This is a genomic window from Fundidesulfovibrio soli, assembly GCF_022808695.1.
GTDB classification, from domain to species: domain Bacteria; phylum Desulfobacterota; class Desulfovibrionia; order Desulfovibrionales; family Desulfovibrionaceae; genus Fundidesulfovibrio; species Fundidesulfovibrio soli.
On record NZ_JAKZKW010000009.1, the window covers coordinates 39,268 to 55,901 of the forward strand.

The window sequence follows — 16,634 nt, forward strand, 5'->3', positions numbered from 1 at the left end:
CCACAAGCCCCGCGCCGGATTATTGCCGGATGGTCATGTTGCCCGGTCCGAGCCTGCCACCTACCCCTGGTCCGCCCACTTGATGAGCCCGAGCGAGTGGCTGTCCAGGAGCAGCGGGTGGTGCGGCAGGATGCGCACGGTGAAGCCGAACCTGCCGGCCTCCACGGGCATCACCTCGCCCCGGAACACCTGCCAGCCGTCCTGGGTGGCGTCGCTGGGTTGCATGATTGTGGTCTCGCGCTGGGTGAACTTGCCCTCGTAGTCCACGGGGCCGGAATACACCTCCACGCGCACGTCCTGCGGGCGGATGCCGTTCAGGTTGATTTCCGCGGTGACCACGATGGGCTCGCCCACGAACACCTGCCCAGGATCCGTGGCCGCAACGTTGCGCACCTGCAGGCTCGACCACTTGGTCATCATCTCCATGCGCCACTGGGCCAGGTCCTTGGCGGCGGCGAAGTCGGACTTGACCAGGCGGTTGTAGTTCTCGATGGCCGGGCCGTAGGCCACGCGGGCGTAGTCCTCCACCATGCGGTGGGAGGTGAACACCGGCCCGAGGGTCTTGAGGGACTCCTTCATTTTGCGGATCCAGCCGCGCGGCAGGTTGCCGTGGCCCCGCTCGTAGAAGGTGGGGAGAATCTCGTTCTCCAGGACGTTGTAGAGCATCTGCGACTCCACGAAGTCCTGGTATTGGGCGTCCTCGTACTCTTCACCCAGGCCGATGGCCCAGCCCAGCACGTTGTCTGGCTTCCAGGCCTCGGCCCACCAGCCGTCCAGGGTGGAGAAGTTGAGCACGCCGTTGCACATGGCCTTCATGCCCGAGGTGCCGCAGGCCTCCAGGGGGCGGCGCGGGGTGTTCAACCACACGTCGCAGCCGTGGTACATGTAGGAGGCGATCTCAATGTCGTAGTCTTCCAGGAAGACCATGCTGTAGCGGCATTCGGCGGTTTCGCAGAGCTGCACCAGCTGCTGGATGAGCTTCTTGCCCTCGTTGTCGTGGGGGTGCGCCTTGCCCGCGAAGATGAACTGCAGGGGCCTGGACGAGTCGGAGAGGAGCTTCACCAGCCGCTCCTGGTCGGAGAGCAGCAGGGTCGCGCGCTTGTAGGTGGCGAAGCGCCGGGCGAAGCCGATGGTCAGGGCCTGGGGGTCCAGCACCTCCTCGGCGATCTGCAGCTCCTTGCGCTTGGCGCCGCGCGCCAGCAGCTGGTCGTGCAGGCGATGGCGCACGAAGTCGATCAGGCGTTCGCGCAGGCGCTCATGGGTGCGCCACAGCTCCGCGTCGGAGATGGCCTCGGTCTGCTCGAACACACGGGGGCAGTCCGGGTCCTCGCGCCAGTTGGGGCCCATGTAGCGGTCGAAGAGCAGGGCCAGGTCCGGGGCGACCCAGGTGGGCACGTGCACGCCGTTGGTCACGGCGCCGATGGGCACGTCCTCCACGGGGTACTGCGGCCAGACCCGCTTCCACATGTTGCGCGACACGAAGCCGTGCAGCACGGACACGCCGTTGTTGATGCGCGAGAGCCTCAGCGCCAGCACCGTCATGCAGAAGGGCTCGGCGTCGTTGCGGGGGTCTTCGCGGCCAAGGGCCAGGAACACCTTCCAGGCCAGGCCCAGCTTGCGCGCGTAGTCCTCGAAGTAGGGCTGCATCAGGTCGGGCGGGAAGCGGTCGTTGCCCGCCGGGACCGGGGTGTGCGTGGTGAAGATGGAGGACGAGGCCACCAGCTCGGCCGCGGCCTCGAAGGTCAGCCCGGCGTTCTCCATGAAGCGGCGGATGCGCTCCAGGCCCGCGAAGGCGGAGTGGCCCTCGTTCATGTGGATCACCTTGGGCTTGAAGCCCAGGGCGTCCAGGGTCTTGATGCCGCCGATGCCCAGCAGGATCTCTTGCCAGAGGCGCATCTCCAGGTTGCCGCCGTAGAGCCTGGTGGTGATCTGCTTGAACTGCGGCTGGTTCTCCTGGATGTTGGTGTCGAGCAGGTAGAGGCTGATGCGCCCCACCGCCACCCGCCAGACCTGGGCGTACACGCGGTCGCCCTTGAGGTCCACCGAGACGAGCAGCCGCTTGCCGTCGGCGTCCAGGCAGGGGGTCATGGGCATCTGCTCGAAGTCGTAGACCGGGTAGCGCTCCTGCTGCCAGCCGTCGGGCGTGAGGTACTGCCGGAAGTAGCCCTGCTGGTAGGCGATGCCGATGGCCACCAGGGGCAGGCTCAGGTCCGAGGCGGACTTCAGGTGGTCGCCCGCCAGGATGCCCAGGCCGCCGGAGTATATGGGCAGCCCCTTGGAGAGGCCGTACTCCAGGCTGAAGTAGGCGATGGCCGGCTCTTTGCTCTCCCCTTCGGGGAAGGGGATGGAGATGCTGGTCTTGGCGAGATAGCCTTCCAGGTTGCGCCTGAGCTCCGTGAGCCTGTCCAGGAAGAACTGGTCCGTGGCCAGGTTCTCCAGGGTGCGCTGGGGCAGCCTGTTGAGAAAGGCCACGGGGTTCAGCTCGCATTCGCGCCAGAGCTTCTGGTCCACCTGGGCGAACAACTCGGCTATCTCGTTGTTCCACGAGTACCAGAGGTTGTAGGCCAACTCCCAGAGCGGCTTGAGCCTGGGCGGCAACTTGGGGACAACGCTGTAGACGCGCAGTGGTTGCATGGCTGTCCTTGTGTAGAGAAAGATTAAGCCTCATCACCATGCCAAGGCTTTTGTGAAATGGCAAGGCGGAGGATGCAGGGGCTTGCCCGGGCTTCATTTTTTCCTTTTGCTGCGACCCCAAAAGCGCTAGTGCAGGGCGAGCGATCAACCCCAAGGAGCCTCCGTGAGCCTCGTCAGCCCGTCCGCCACCGCGCCCGTGACCATGAGGGTGAAGCATCTGCACCCCATCTGGTCCGAATTCGTCCTGGAGCCGGCCACCCCCGGTTCCGCCGGGATGGACCTGCGCGCCGCCATGGACGAGCCCGAGGTGGTGGTGGCCCCGGGTGCGCGCCACGCCTTCGGCACCGGCATCGCCATCGAGATCTGCGAGCCGGGCCTGGCGGGGTTCGTCTATTCCCGCTCGGGGCTCGGGGCCAAGCACGGCCTCGTGGTGGCCCAGGGCGTGGGCGTCATCGACCCGGACTACCGGGGCGAGATCGTGGTCTGGCTGCTCAACACGTCCCAAACCCCCAGAACCGTCGCCAGGGGAGAGCGCATCGCCCAGCTCGTCGTCATGCCGTACCGTCCGGTCACCATCGAGACGGCTGACGAACTGGGCCAAACCTGCCGAGGCGAGGGCGGTTTCGGGCACACCGGATCGCACTAGCGCGCCGAGCCCCACGCCCCGCTCCACCGGCCACGGCCTTTTCCCTAAGGACTTTTGTTGACGAATCCGTCTCGCCGCGGGCGACGCGGACGATCTTCCATCGCGAGGCATCCATGAGCGAAAAATTCGAGGCACTCAAACAGCGCGTCGGCGCGTCCATCATGAACACCTACGGCCGCTACCCCCTGGCCATCGCCAAGGGCAAAGGCTGTTCCCTCTACGACCTGGACGGCCGCGAATACCTGGATCTGCTGGCGGGCATCGCCGTGTGCAACCTGGGCCACTGCCACCCCGAGGTCACCCAGGCCGTGTGCGACCAGGCCGGGCAGCTGGTGCACGTCTCCAACGTGTTCTTCCAGGAGCCCCAGGCCGCGCTGGCCGAGGCCCTGCTGGAAACCTGGCGGCCCGGGCGCGTGTTCTTCTGCAACTCCGGCGCGGAGGCCAACGAAGGGGCCATCAAGCTGGCCCGGCGCTACATGCACGCCGTGCGCGGGGAGGACCGCCACGAGGTCGTCACCCTGGTGAACTCCTTCCACGGCCGCACCCTGGCCACCCTGACCGCCACCGGGCAGGACAAGGTCAAGGACGGCTTCCACCCGCTGCCCGAGGGCTTCGTCACCGTGCCCGCGGGCGACCTGGAGGCCCTCAAGGCCGCCATCGGGCCGAAGACCGCCGCCGTGCTCATCGAGATCGTCCAGGGCGAAGGCGGCGTGAAGCCCTTCCCCGCCGACTACCTCGCGGGCGTGCAGGCGGCCTGCCGCGAGGCGGGCGTGCTGTTCATGGTGGACGAGATCCAGACGGGGCTCTGCCGCACGGGCAAGTGGTGGGCGCACCAGCACTACGGGCTGGAGCCGGACGTGATCACCTCGGCCAAGGCCCTGGCCAACGGCCTGCCCATGGGCGCGGTGCTGGCCACCGAGGACGTTGCGGCCGGGTTCGTGCCCGGCACCCACGCCACCACCTTCGGCGGCGGGGCCGTGCTCTGCGCCGCCGCCTCCAAGACCCTTGAGATCATGGACCGCGACAAGCTGGCCGAACGCGCCGCGCGCCTGGGGGATTTCGCCAAGGCCCTGTTCCAGGACGTGGCAGAGTGCAACCCCGGCAAGATCAAGGAAGTGCGCGGCCTGGGCCTGATGATCGGCATCGACCTGGCCGTGGACGGCCAGAAGGCCTGGGAGGAGCTGACCAAGCGCGGCTTCATCCTGAACCTCACGGCCGGCTCCGTGCTGCGCCTGCTGCCGCCGCTCGTCATCACCCAGGAGGAGCTGCGGCGCTTCGCCCAGGCCCTGGACGACGTGCTGGGCGCGATGTAGCCAACAGCCTGAAAATCGCGAGGCCGGGTCGCTTGACCCGGCCTTTTTTTTCGCTCACAAGCGGGCTCTCCAATAGAAAACACGCGTGAGGCCACCATGTCCAAGCTGCTCAAGACCGAACTCGTCATCCCCGGAACCATCGACCCCTTCGAGCTCGAAGCCCTGGGCGAGGACGTGGCCGCCTGGCTCTCCGGCAACTCCCTGCAGGGCTGGGAGGAGCTGGTGGGCCCCGTGACCCGCGACCTGACCTTCCGCTTCTACCTTGAGCCGGAGTCCCCGCTGGCGGCCATCATCAAGGACTACGCCGCCTCCCGCTGGCCCGCCGCCACGGTGAGCATGGAGTCCCTGGAGCAGCAGGACTGGTCCGCCGCCTGGCGCGAATTCTTCACGCCCATCGACATCGGCGGGCGCTTCGAGGTCGTGCCGCCCTGGCTGGCCGACGCCGATCACCACGGCCTTGAGCCCATCATCATCGAGCCCAAGATGGCCTTCGGCACCGGCCACCACGCCACCACGGCCCTGTGCCTGGGCGGCATCGCCGACATGGTGGCCAAGGGCCGCGTCAAGCCCGGCGACACCTTCCTGGACCTGGGCACCGGCTCCGGCATCCTGGCCATCGGCCTTGCCAAGCTCGGCTGCAAGGGCATCGGCGCGGACATCGACCCCCAGGCCGTGCTCTGCGCCGCCGAGAACCTGGAGCTGAACAAGCTGCCCGCCTCGGGTGAGCCGGACGCCCCCATCCGCCTGGTGGTGGGGGGGCTCGAAGCCCTGGCCCCGGACGCCGTGTTCGACTGCATCGTGGCCAACATCCTGGCCCAGCCGCTCATCGACATGGCCCCCTACCTGCTCAAGCACTTGAAGCCCGGCGGCGCGCTGGTGCTCTCCGGCCTGCTGACCACCCAGGCCCCGGCCGTGGCCCTGGCCTACACCCGCCTGGGCATGCCCGAGCCCCTGCGCAAGGACGAGGGGGAATGGAGCGGGTTGTTCTGGGTGTAGATGGCATCGCTTTAGTCTGACTCCGGACGGGCGGGAGCCTCCCTCCCGTCCGGACCGGATCACCAGGACGGCCGTCAGTTGCGAAGGCGTCCTAGCCGCATCCCGACCGCTGCCGATCATGATTTCTCCACCCTGCTCCCCTTCCATGTTGCATGCGCCTCCTGTTGACTCGCACCTGAAACGGCACTAGTTTTAATGCCAAATTGCGCACCGAAACAGGAGCCTTCCGCATGGAGACCATCTACTCCAACAAGACCGTGAGCGTCACCGAGCTCAAGCGCAACCTCAGCGCAATCCTGAGCGAGGCCGGTGATGACCCCGTAGCCGTGCTCAACCACAACAGGCCGGAGGCCTACCTGCTCTCCGCCGCGTACTATGAGAAGCTCCTGGAGCGCCTGGAGGACCTGGAGGACGCGCGCCTGGTCCGGGAACGCTCGGACGGCCCTTTCGTGGAAGTGGATATAGATGGCCTATAAGCTGCGCTTCCATGAGCTTGCCTTGAAGGAGTGGAACAAGCTGGACGCGACCCTGCGCGAACAGTTCAAGAAGAAGCTGCGGGAGCGGCTGGAGAATCCGCGCGTGCCCGCCTCGGCGCTACGCGGTATGCCGGACTGCTATAAGATCAAGCTGCGTACGGCGGGGTACCGCCTGGTTTACCGCGTCGAGGATGACGTCGTCTTCGTGACCGTGGTCGCGGTGGGCAGGCGCGACAACATGCGTGTGTACGGCAAATCGCTGGACCGCCTGCCCAAGTGATACGGGAGGAGTCGCCTCCGGCGGCCAAAGGGGCTTCGCCTCTCTGGACTCCCACACGGTTTCGCATTCACACCGTTTGCGCTTTTCCTCTGACGCCATGAGACGCGCCGCCTCCTGGTGTTGCCGCCCCGGCGCGGCGCGGGCCGATGTTCTTCAAATACATCGGACTGCGCCGCGCCGGGGCGGCAACGCCGGGAGGCTCCAACCGGCTCAGCCCCCTGCCCGCACTCGCCCCCGGTTCCCTCCCGGTGCCTCGCTATCATTTCCGACCGTTCTTGCGCGCAGCTCCCGCAAAGCCGTATGAGCAACCCTACTCATCCTGTTACCAAGGGAGACACCCCATGAACGTACTGGCCATCAACGGCAGCCCGCGCAAAAAGTGGAACACCGCCACCCTGCTGGAAAACGCCCTGGAAGGGGCCAAGAGCGCGGGCGCGGCCTGTGAGCTGGCGCACCTCTACGACATCGACTTCAAGGGCTGCATCAGCTGCTTCGAGTGCAAGAAGATCGGCGGCAAGAGCTACGGCCGCTGCATCGTGCAGGACGGCCTGACCCCAGTGCTGGAAAAGGCCGCCGCGGCAGACGCCCTCATCGTGGGCAGCCCCGTCTACTTCGGGGCCGAGTCCGGCGAGACGCGCTCCTTCCTGGAGCGGCTCATGTTCCCCTTCACCACCTACACCCCGGGGTACGCCTCCATCTTCCCCGGCAAGCTGGCCACCGCCCTGGTCTACACCATGAACGTCAAAGAGGAGATGCTCGAGCAACTCGCCTACGACAAGTTCATGGGCCGGATGCAGGCCACCATGAACCGCATCTTCGGCTCCTGCGAGGTGCTCCTGGCCACGGACACCTACCAGTTCAAGGACTACGGCAAGTACCTCTCCTCCGTGTGGGACCCGGTGGCCAAGGCCAAGCGGCGCGAGGAGGTCTTCCCGCGGGACTGCGCCAAGGCCTACGAGTTGGGGAAGCGCCTCGCCACGGGAACAGCGGGCTGAGGCGGTCCGGCAAGTGAGGTGAATTTCCGCCGGGGAGCGGGCCGGAAGGCGCGGCCCCCGGCGGTTCCGAAGAAACGGCCCGGCCTGGCGGCGCATCCCGATTTACAAACATCCCAAAGCGGTTTACAGCGCGCAGGCAAGGCCTTTTCATCTCACCCACAAAGGATCATCCGACATGCATCTGAACAAACGAGTGCTCGTAACCGGCGGCGCGGGATTCCTTGGTTCCCACCTGTGTGAACGTCTGCTCGCCGAGGGCTGCGAAGTCATCTGCCTGGACAACTACTTCACGGGCTCCAAGCTGAACATCCAGCACCTCATGGATAATGCCAACTTCGAGCTCCTCCGCCACGACGTCACCTTCCCGCTCTTCATCGAAGTGGACGAGATCTATAATCTGGCCTGCCCCGCCTCGCCCATTCACTACCAGTTCGACCCCGTGCAGACCACCAAGACCAGCGTGCACGGCGCCATCAACATGCTGGGCCTGGCCAAGCGCGTGAAGGCCAAGATCATGCAGGCCTCCACCTCCGAGGTCTACGGCGACCCGCACGTGCATCCGCAGCCGGAGTCCTACTGGGGCAACGTCAACCCCATCGGCTACCGCTCCTGCTACGACGAGGGCAAGCGCTGCGCCGAGACCCTGTTCTTCGACTACCGCCGCCAGCACAACCTGCGCATCAAGGTCGTCCGCATCTTCAACACCTACGGCCCGCGCATGCACCCCAACGACGGCCGCGTGGTCTCCAACTTCATCGTCCAGGCCCTGCAGGGCAACCCGCTGACCGTCTACGGCGAAGGCCAGCAGACCCGCTCCTTCTGCTACGTGGACGACCTCATCGACGGCTTCGTGCGCTCCATGAAGACCGCCGACGAGTTCACCGGCCCCGTGAACCTGGGCAACCCCGGCGAGTTCACCATCATGGAACTGGCCCAGCTGGTCATCGAGTACACCGGCTCCAAGTCCAAGATCGAGTACCGCCCGCTGCCCTCCGACGACCCCAAGCAGCGTAAGCCGGACATCACCCTGGCCAAGCAGGCCCTGGGCTGGGAGCCCAAGGTCAAGCTGGCCGACGGCCTGAAGAAGACCATCGAATACTTTGACTGGTTTTTGAAAAGGAAATAAGACCGCTTCCGGCGCTTCCAGACCCCCGGCCCAGGCCGGGGGTCTGTGCCGTTGCGGGCCGGTTCCCGCCACGCGAGAGCGACACCCATCCCAAGGAGAAACCGGAGGCGGGCGCAAGGCCCGGCCCCTCCAGCAGCAGCGCATGTCCGACACCGTGCAGAAATCAATCGCCATCGTCGTCCCCGTCTACAACGAATCCCAAGGGCTGGACGCGCTCCACCAGCGTATCAGGTCCGTCATGGAGACGTTGCCCTACGACTGGCGGATCGTCCTCGTGGACGACGGCAGCGCCGACGCCTCCTGGGAAAAAATCAAGGAGATCTCCTCGCGCGACGAACGCGTGAAGGGCCTCATGCTCTCGCGCAACTTCGGCAAGGAGATGGCCCTCACCGCCGGCGTGGAGCTCTGCGCCGACGTGGACGCCGTGATCTGCATCGACGCGGACCTGCAGCACCCCCCCGAGCTCATCCCCACCCTCGCCGCCAGGTGGGAGGAAGGCTACGAGATCGTGGCCACCGTGCGCGAGGCCGTTGCCGACTACTCCCCGCTGAAGAAGTTCGGCTCCAAGGCATTCTATTGGGTGATGACCCGCTACTCCGACCTGGACATCCCCCCCTCCAGCACGGACTTCCGCCTGCTGGACCGCAAGGTGGTGCACACCTTGCTCGAGTTCACAGAGCGCACCCGCATGTTCCGGGGCCTCATCGACTGGATGGGCTTCCGCAAGACCTACATCCCCTTCGTGGCCCCCGCGCGCGACACCGGGCAGGTGGGCTACTCGTTCAAGAAGCTCTTCAACCTCGCCGTGAACAGCTTCACCAGCTTTTCGCTCCTGCCCCTGCGCTTCACGGGCTACCTGGGCCTGACCATCATCGCCCTGTCGCTGCTGGTCCTGGGGTTCATGCTCACGGGCAACGTGCTCTGGGGCGCCAACTACACGCCCATGGCCTTTTTCACGGTGTTCAACACCTTCCTCATCGGCATCGTGCTCTGCGGGCTGGGCATGGTGTCGCTCTACATCGGACACATCCACACCGAAGTGGTGCAAAGGCCCCTCTACATCATCCGCGAACGCGCGGGCCGTTGGGAGTAGACCATGCCAGAGACACTGTTCAGCATCATCATCCCCTTCAAGGAGCCGGGCGTCCTCGTCGAGGAGTGCCTGAGCCACATCTTCGAGCTGCGCGAACAGCGCTTCGAGGTGATCCTGCTGCCCGACGCCCCCATGCCCGAGGACGAGGTCAAGGGCGTCTACGCGCACCCCTCCGTGACCATCCTGCCCACCGGCGCGGTGAGCCCGGCCATCAAGCGCGACATGGGCGCGGAGGCCGCCAAGGGGACGTATCTGGCCTTCATCGACGACGACGCCTATCCCGACTCCACCTGGCTCACCGTAGCCCTGCTGGCCTTCGAGCGCGAACCGGACGTGGTGGCCGTGGGCGGCCCCGCGCAGACCCCGCCCTCCGACCCTTTCTGGGCCAGGGCCTCGGGCGCGGTGTTCCTCTCCCGGCTTTCTGGCGGCTTCCCGCAGCGCTACCTGCCCCTGCCCCCGCGCCGCGACGTGGAGGACTGGCCCACCGTGAACCTCATGGTGCGCCGCGAGGCCTTTTTGGCCGTGGGCGGCTTCGACAATGAATTCTGGCCCGGCGAAGACACCAAGCTCTGCATGGACCTGACCCAGCGCGCCGGCGGGCGCATCCTGTACCTGCCGGAGATGCTCGTGTGGCACCACCGTCGCTCCGGGCTGTGCAAGCACCTCAAGCAGATCGGCAACTACGGCGCGCACCGCGGCTTCTTCGCCCGCAACTTCCCGGGCAACTCCAGGCGGCTGGCCTACTTCCTCCCTTCGCTGTGGCTGCTCTTCCTGGCGCTCGGCTTCGTCATGCTGCCCGACTGCCTGTATGCGCTGGGCATCAAAGTGTATCTGTTCACCCAGTTCATCGCCGTGCTGGACATCCTGCGCCGCGAGCCCCTGGACGTGACCCTGGCTTCCATACCCTACATCCTGCTCACGCACCTCTGGTACGGCTGGCGCTTCCTGCGCGGCTGGTTCACCAAGGACCTCAAGAGCACCCTCGGCAGATAAATGAAAGTATCCGTCTCCTATCCGCCTCTCGAATCGAGCAAGGGCGTGGCCCTTTTGTCCCAGAACCGCCAGTTCCAGTGGTTCACCAACCCCACCTACATCTATCCCATGGTGCCCTCCTACGCGGCCAGCCTCTGCCAGGCGCGCGGGCACCAGGTGTTCTGGGACGACGGCATCGCCGAGGAGATGACCTACGCCGACTGGCTGGCCCGCATCACCCGCGAGAAGCCGGACCTGATCGCCATGGAGTCCAAGACGCCGGTCATCAAGCGCCACTGGCGCATCGTGGAGGAGCTCAAGCGCCTCCTGCCCGGCTCCAAGGTCGTGCTCATGGGCGACCACGTCACGGCCCTGCCCCGCGAATCCATGGAGAGCTGCCCCGCAGACTTCGTGCTGGCCGGGGGCGACTTCGACTTCCTGCTGGCCGGGCTGGCGGACTTCCTCTCCGGCAAGGCCGAGGCCCTGCCCGGCGGCGTGTGGTACCGCGAGGACGGCGAGATCAAGGACAGCGGCCCCGCCTCCCTGGAGCACGACCTGGACCAGCTGCCCCACATCGACCGCAAGCTCACCCGCTGGGAGCTGTACGCCTACAAGAACGGCAACTTCAAATACACGCCCGGCACCTATGTCATGGCCGGGCGCGACTGCTGGTGGGGCAAGTGCACCTTCTGCTCCTGGACCACCCTCTACCCGGGCCGCAACTACCGCACCGTCTCCGTGGAGCGCCACCTGGACGAGATCGAGGCCCTGGCCAACATGGGCGTGAAGGAAATCTTCGACGACTCGGGCTGCTTCCCCAAGGGCCAATGGCTGGAGGACTTCTGCAAGGGCATGGTCCGCCGCGGCCTGCACAAGCGCGTGGTCATGGGCTGCAACATGCGCGTGGGCGCGCTCAGCCAGGAGCAGTGGAACCTGCTCAAGGCCGCAAACTTCCGCTTCATCCTCATCGGGCTGGAGTCCGTGGTGCAGTCCACCCTGGACAGGCTGGTCAAGGGCATCAAGGTGGCCCAGATCGAACAGACCCTGCGCATGTGCAAGAAGGCCGGTCTGGCCCCGCACATCACCACCATGGTGGGCTACCCCTGGGAAACCAGGGAGGACGCCAAGTCCACCATCGCCTTCGCCAAGCGCATGTTCACTCAGGGCTACCTGGATACGCTCCAGGCCACCATCGTGGTGCCCTACCCCGGCACCCCGCTCTTCGCCGAGGCCAAGAAGCAGGGCTGGCTGACCACCGAGGACTGGGACGACTACGACATGCGCCAGAGCGTGTGGAAATCGCCCATTTCCAATGAAGACGTGTTGCAATTCAAGAACGAACTCTATAAGGCCGCCCTTACCCCGGCGTTCATCCTGCGCAAGGTGCTTTCCATCCGCAGCATGGACGACATCGCCTTCTTCTATCGCGCCGCCGGGAAGCTGATCGGGCACCTGCTCAACAGCCGCAAAGGCTGCGCGGAATGCAAAAAATAACCCAGTTATGAACCCTGATCGCGTCTCCATAGTCGTCACCACCCGCAACGAATCCCGCAATATCGGCAACTGTCTGGCCTCCATCAAGGCCCAGACCTACCCCGCCGAGTTGATCGAGATCATCGTGGTGGACAACGCCTCCACCGACGACACCAAGGACATCGCGGCCCGCTATACGGACAAGGTGTTCGACAAGGGCCCCGAGCGCTCCGCCCAGCGCAACTTCGGTTTCGCCCAGGCCGGCGGCGATGTGTTCATGTTCCTGGACGCGGACATGATCCTCTCGGCCACGGTGGTGGAGAAGTCGGTCATCATGCTGCAGCGCGGTTTCGGCGCGCTCTACATCCCGGAGATCGTGCTCGGGAAGGGCTTCTTCCCCACAGTGCGCCGCTTCGAGCGCAGCTTCTACGACGCCACCGTGATCGACTGCGTGCGCGCCTTCACCCGCCAGGCCTTCGAGGCCACCGGCGGCTTCGACGAGCGCCTCACAGGCCCCGAAGACTGGGACTTCGACCGCCTCATGCGCGACAGCACCCGCGTGGGCCTGCTCTCAACCTACGAGTTTGACGACGTGGACGCCTACGTCTCCCGCCTGCCGGAGAAGAACTTCGTGCCCTGGCTCGTGGACTACGAACGGCGCACCAAGGACGACGCCCCGCTGCTCTTCCACAACGAGGCCGCCTTTGAGCTGTGGCGTTACCTGACCAAGAAGACCTACTACGGCAACTCCTTCGAGACCTATGTGGGCAAGTGGCCCGCGGGCGACCCGGACGTGCGGCGCCAGTTGGGGATGCCCTACAGGTTCTTCGGCGTATTTTTCGAAGATGGCCGCTGGCGCAGGCTGCTGACGCACCCGCACCTGGCCTTCGGCATGTATTTCCTGCGTTTCATGGTGGGCTTCATGTTTTTGGTGGGCAAACTCAAAAAATAAATACACCCCGTTGCCGGGTCCAGGGGAGGCTCTCCCCTGGCGGGCGCAGGGCGGAGCCCTGCCGGGGGTTTGGGGCGGAGCCCCAACTTACTCTTCAAGGAGCTACTTCATGTCAGTCGCCATCGTCACCGGCTCCGCCGGCCTGATCGGTTCGGAAACCGTCCGCTTCTTCGCGGACAAAGGCTTCGACGTCGTCGGCATCGACAACAACCTGCGCAAGACCTTCTTCGGCGAGGACGCCTCCACCGAGTGGAACCGCCAGCGCCTCGAAGAGGGCGTCAAGGGCTACACCCACTACGACGCCGACATCCGCGACCACGACGCCATCAGCAAGATCTACGGCCGCTACGGCAAGGCCATCAAGGCCGTGATCCACTGCGCCGCCCAGCCCTCGCACGACTGGGCCGCCTCCGACCCCTACATGGACTTCACCGTCAACGCCAACGGCACCCTGGTGATGATGGAGAACTTCCGCCAGCACTGCCCCGAGGGCGTGTTCATCTTCACCTCCACCAACAAGGTCTACGGCGACACGCCCAACTACCTGCCCCTGGTGGAGCTGGAGAAGCGCTTCGAGCTGGAGCCCGGCCACAAGTGGGAAGGCGGCATCGACGAGACCATGTCCATCGACCAGACCAAGCACAGCCTGTTCGGCGCCTCCAAGGTGGCCGCCGACGTGGTGGTGCAGGAGTACGGCAAATACTTCGACCTCAAGACCGGTATCTTCCGCGGCGGCTGCCTCACCGGCCCGGCCCACTCCGGCACCAAGCTGCATGGGTTCCTGTCGTACCTGATGCGCTGCTGCATCACCGGCAAGAAGTACTTCATCTACGGCTACAAGGGCAAACAGGTCCGCGACAACATCCACAGCTACGACCTGGTCAACTCCCTGTGGCACTTCTTCGAGAAGCCCCGCGTGGGCGAGGTCTACAACATGGGCGGCGGGCGTTACTCCAACTGCTCCATGATGGAAGCCATCGACATGTGCCAGGAGATCACCGGCAACACCATGAACTTCGAGTACGACGAGACCAACCGCATCGGCGACCACATCTGGTGGATCTCCGGCCTCAAGAAGTTCGAGGAGCACTACCCGGACTGGAAGATGACCTACGACGTGCCCAAGATCCTGCGCGAGATCTACGAAGTACAGAAGGACGTGGTTAAGGAAGGCGGCGCGAACGGCGCCTGCTAGAACCGCGATTGGCGAGAATTGACGAAGGGGGCCTTAGGGCCCCCTTTTTTTGCCTCTCCCCCAACTTTTTCCCCACATAGCCCTATGTGGGGAGACAACGACCCCTTCTTGAATATGATGCGTCCCATTACCCGAAGCACCGGGATATCCACACAAAGGACGCACCATGAGGACAGAAAAGGAATTCCAGGACAATCTGGCCGCCTACTGGCGACGGCTGAACGCCGCCTGCGGCGTACCGGCCGGAACCCACCCCGACGACCCTAACCCGGCAGGGACGCAAACCACGCCCCGAGCCACGACCCCGCCAGCCCGAGCGCAACGTTCGTCGTACCACGACCCTGGATTTGACGCGGTCTACGCCTCGCTCCTGAGCGACCCTGAAGCCCTGGCCATCCTCCAGGACCATTGGAACGACACCTTCGTCCCCAACGACCTAGGCCCCGCCCCTGCCGAATCCCATGCGCAACTGCGCTGGTACACCCTGCGCGACCTGAACGACTTCCACCACAAACGCCACCTGGCCGACTTCAAGGACGCGCGGAAGCACCGCACGCGGCAACGGACAGAGAAACTCCTCGCCAGACTGAAGCGGCTCGATCCCCTTTTCGAAGGCACCAACGCCGTGATGCAGCACTACCTGGAACGCCTGCCCACATCGGCCAGGCGCGCTGCGCACGGAGTGTTCGAGCGTGACCCGCATGAGGTGCTTGAATTCTATCGGGAGATGCGCGCGGTCTCGGAAAACGCCGCGAAGGTCTACCACAAACGGCGCATCGCCCGGCGCCAGGGAGCGAACTGACCGAACCTGCGGCAATGCTTCGATGACGAAGGTGGTGCAACGCGCTGACGGGCCATCCCGTCAGCGCATACATTAGGGAGACTCACATGGAACCTTATGTCGATGGCCTTACTAACAGCTTCATCAACGCCCAGGACCAGACTGGCGATCACTTTGGAGACAACTTCAATGGGGGGACCCTGGTGGTGCCTGTAAGTGCTGACGGGAACAGCAACGAGGTACGCGTAAGGATTGACCAGCCCGGCATGAACGAGGTGAGAACGGTCATTGACCGGAATGCGACTCCTCAAGGGGCTGACAGGATGACAAATCAGATTCAGCACCAGGGTGATCAAAATCGACCCAATGCACAGCCTGTCGACAATCCTCCAGGCAATACAAACAGCGTCATGGGCGATTTGATCAAGAAAACAAAAGATAAGACCCTCGAAGGTCTTGGTGCGAAATGGGCTGCGGAAAGAGTGGGAGCCAGTCCACCCAGGGCGGGATGGATTGGGTTGGGTTCAGCCTTAGGGTCTACTTTGCTGGACCACTGGGATGAATTGCCAGGTGCTGCAGCAAACTTTCCTTCCCCCAAGTCATTCCCCGGTGAATGTGACGGAATGACTTGCGACAGGATGGATTAGTCTACTAGCAACCCAACATGCAACTGCATGAGCTGGCAGGACGCGCTAGGATTCCGCCAGTTCATGCAGTAGATAAGGCCCGAAACACGAACTACAAGGCATGCAGGCAATACGCTTGTTAGGGCCCATACCCATATCATGATCTAACAAATTTACCACGGATAGCGCTGTATACACAACGAAACATTAGGCTCTATGTAAATATAATATACAAATAAATTCACGGCGACACACGACCAATACCTGCTTATGTCGTTTTTACTAACCATTGAGCAGCCCCAGATATTTAATAACACAAACATCGAGCTTTCTTATTAACATGCCACCTAAAAATATAAAAACAAAATACACCCCATATACCCACTTTTGCACAATATCTGACTTCAGAGTACTCACGACACTCCCCTGCACCTACTTGGCGAGTAAATATTGCAGACAGATTATAATCGCACCCGCAGTAACAATACTGCAGAGAATTATCATCACCTCAAAAGCTATGCGCTTCCACAGGGGCCATCCCGAACGATCAATTTCATCCTGCATCGCGCTCTCCATGAATCTTTACGAAAGCCACGCAATATCTGCGCATGCATCTGCAATCAAGTTGCGTAAAACGTTGTAGCCCAAATCAAACTCCAAAAATCACACCAGACAAAAAATATCAGCGTAACCGCAAGACACTTCTATTGACATTGCCAAACACCACGACCATGATAGAGCGCTTCTTTAAGGCCGTATCAATTTAACAACAAATAGAATTGGCCAAAACAACATGATAATGCCAACAAAATCACGCCACAAAGCTGCAGTTAACAATCGAAGTTCCTGATATGACAACTCAACTTCCATTGCACCCTACCAAAGGATGAAAATGAGCGAGAACACAGCCGCCGCTTTGAGAAGCAGATACAAAGCAACACGCCACATGGGCCAGCCGAACCAAAAATACCATCCTTCCGGAAGCGAATAAGCCCCAAAATACGATCCGTAGGGGATTCCTCTCACAGTACACCTCCAAGAGAGCGCGGAGAGGTTCCAACTCCGCTCGACAAAAC

At 63.6% G+C, this 16,634-nt stretch carries 15 protein-coding genes; 14 read left to right on the forward strand and 1 reads right to left on the reverse strand.

From position 1 onward, the window contains the following. Positions 1–60: 60 nt before the first annotated feature. Positions 61–2,634 carry an alpha-glucan family phosphorylase gene (gene glgP, locus MLE18_RS09840; protein WP_243438629.1) on the reverse strand — a complete coding sequence of 858 codons (2,574 nt, stop codon included), beginning with the start codon at positions 2,632–2,634 and terminating at the stop codon, positions 61–63. A gap of 202 nt (positions 2,635–2,836) precedes the next feature. Between glgP and dut the strand changes: the two genes are divergently transcribed. The 14 genes from dut to MLE18_RS09910 all read left to right on the forward strand — a co-directional run bounded on the left by dut (position 2,837) and on the right by MLE18_RS09910 (position 15,579). Next, entirely contained in the window at positions 2,837–3,280 is a 444-nt protein-coding gene (gene dut, locus MLE18_RS09845) for a dUTP diphosphatase (RefSeq protein WP_243438697.1), read from the forward strand. Positions 3,281–3,393: 113 nt separating this feature from the next. Next, positions 3,394–4,593, forward strand: a complete 1,200-nt coding sequence (locus tag MLE18_RS09850) for an aspartate aminotransferase family protein (protein WP_243438630.1) — start codon at positions 3,394–3,396, stop codon at positions 4,591–4,593. A 96-nt stretch (positions 4,594–4,689) separates the two neighbouring features. Then, the gene (locus MLE18_RS09855) at positions 4,690–5,589 is read left to right on the forward strand and encodes a 50S ribosomal protein L11 methyltransferase (protein WP_243438631.1); all 900 of its coding nucleotides are present in this window, start codon (positions 4,690–4,692) and stop codon (positions 5,587–5,589) included. A 230-nt stretch (positions 5,590–5,819) separates the two neighbouring features. Beyond that, on the forward strand, positions 5,820–6,065 hold the full coding sequence (locus tag MLE18_RS09860; RefSeq protein WP_243438632.1) for a type II toxin-antitoxin system Phd/YefM family antitoxin: 246 nt from the start codon (positions 5,820–5,822) through the stop codon (positions 6,063–6,065). Then, entirely contained in the window at positions 6,055–6,345 is a 291-nt protein-coding gene (locus MLE18_RS09865) for a type II toxin-antitoxin system RelE family toxin (RefSeq protein WP_243438633.1), read from the forward strand. The genes MLE18_RS09860 and MLE18_RS09865 overlap by 11 nt, the downstream gene beginning before the upstream one ends. A gap of 341 nt (positions 6,346–6,686) precedes the next feature. After that, entirely contained in the window at positions 6,687–7,340 is a 654-nt protein-coding gene (locus tag MLE18_RS09870; RefSeq protein WP_243438634.1) for a flavodoxin family protein, read from the forward strand. Positions 7,341–7,515: 175 nt separating this feature from the next. Further along, positions 7,516–8,466 carry a UDP-glucuronic acid decarboxylase family protein gene (locus tag MLE18_RS09875; RefSeq protein ID WP_243438635.1) on the forward strand — a complete coding sequence of 317 codons (951 nt, stop codon included), beginning with the start codon at positions 7,516–7,518 and terminating at the stop codon, positions 8,464–8,466. Between the two features lie 142 nt (positions 8,467–8,608). After that, positions 8,609–9,559: a glycosyltransferase family 2 protein gene (locus MLE18_RS09880; RefSeq protein ID WP_243438636.1), complete on the forward strand. Its 951-nt coding sequence runs from the start codon at positions 8,609–8,611 to the stop codon at positions 9,557–9,559. A gap of 3 nt (positions 9,560–9,562) precedes the next feature. Beyond that, positions 9,563–10,552 carry a glycosyltransferase gene (locus MLE18_RS09885; RefSeq protein WP_243438637.1) on the forward strand — a complete coding sequence of 330 codons (990 nt, stop codon included), beginning with the start codon at positions 9,563–9,565 and terminating at the stop codon, positions 10,550–10,552. Beyond that, positions 10,553–12,025 (forward strand): B12-binding domain-containing radical SAM protein, encoded by a 1,473-nt coding sequence (locus MLE18_RS09890; RefSeq protein WP_243438638.1) that lies wholly within the window; start codon positions 10,553–10,555, stop codon positions 12,023–12,025. 7 nt (positions 12,026–12,032) lie between these two features. Further along, positions 12,033–12,956 carry a glycosyltransferase gene (locus MLE18_RS09895; protein WP_243438639.1) on the forward strand — a complete coding sequence of 308 codons (924 nt, stop codon included), beginning with the start codon at positions 12,033–12,035 and terminating at the stop codon, positions 12,954–12,956. 109 nt (positions 12,957–13,065) lie between these two features. After that, positions 13,066–14,151: an NAD-dependent epimerase/dehydratase family protein gene (locus MLE18_RS09900; RefSeq protein WP_243438640.1), complete on the forward strand. Its 1,086-nt coding sequence runs from the start codon at positions 13,066–13,068 to the stop codon at positions 14,149–14,151. A 166-nt stretch (positions 14,152–14,317) separates the two neighbouring features. Next, complete coding sequence (locus MLE18_RS09905) at positions 14,318–14,953, forward strand: hypothetical protein (protein WP_243438641.1); 636 nt, start codon at positions 14,318–14,320, stop codon at positions 14,951–14,953. Between the two features lie 86 nt (positions 14,954–15,039). Continuing rightward, complete coding sequence (locus tag MLE18_RS09910; protein WP_243438642.1) at positions 15,040–15,579, forward strand: hypothetical protein; 540 nt, start codon at positions 15,040–15,042, stop codon at positions 15,577–15,579. The last annotated feature ends 1,055 nt before the right edge of the window (positions 15,580–16,634 follow it).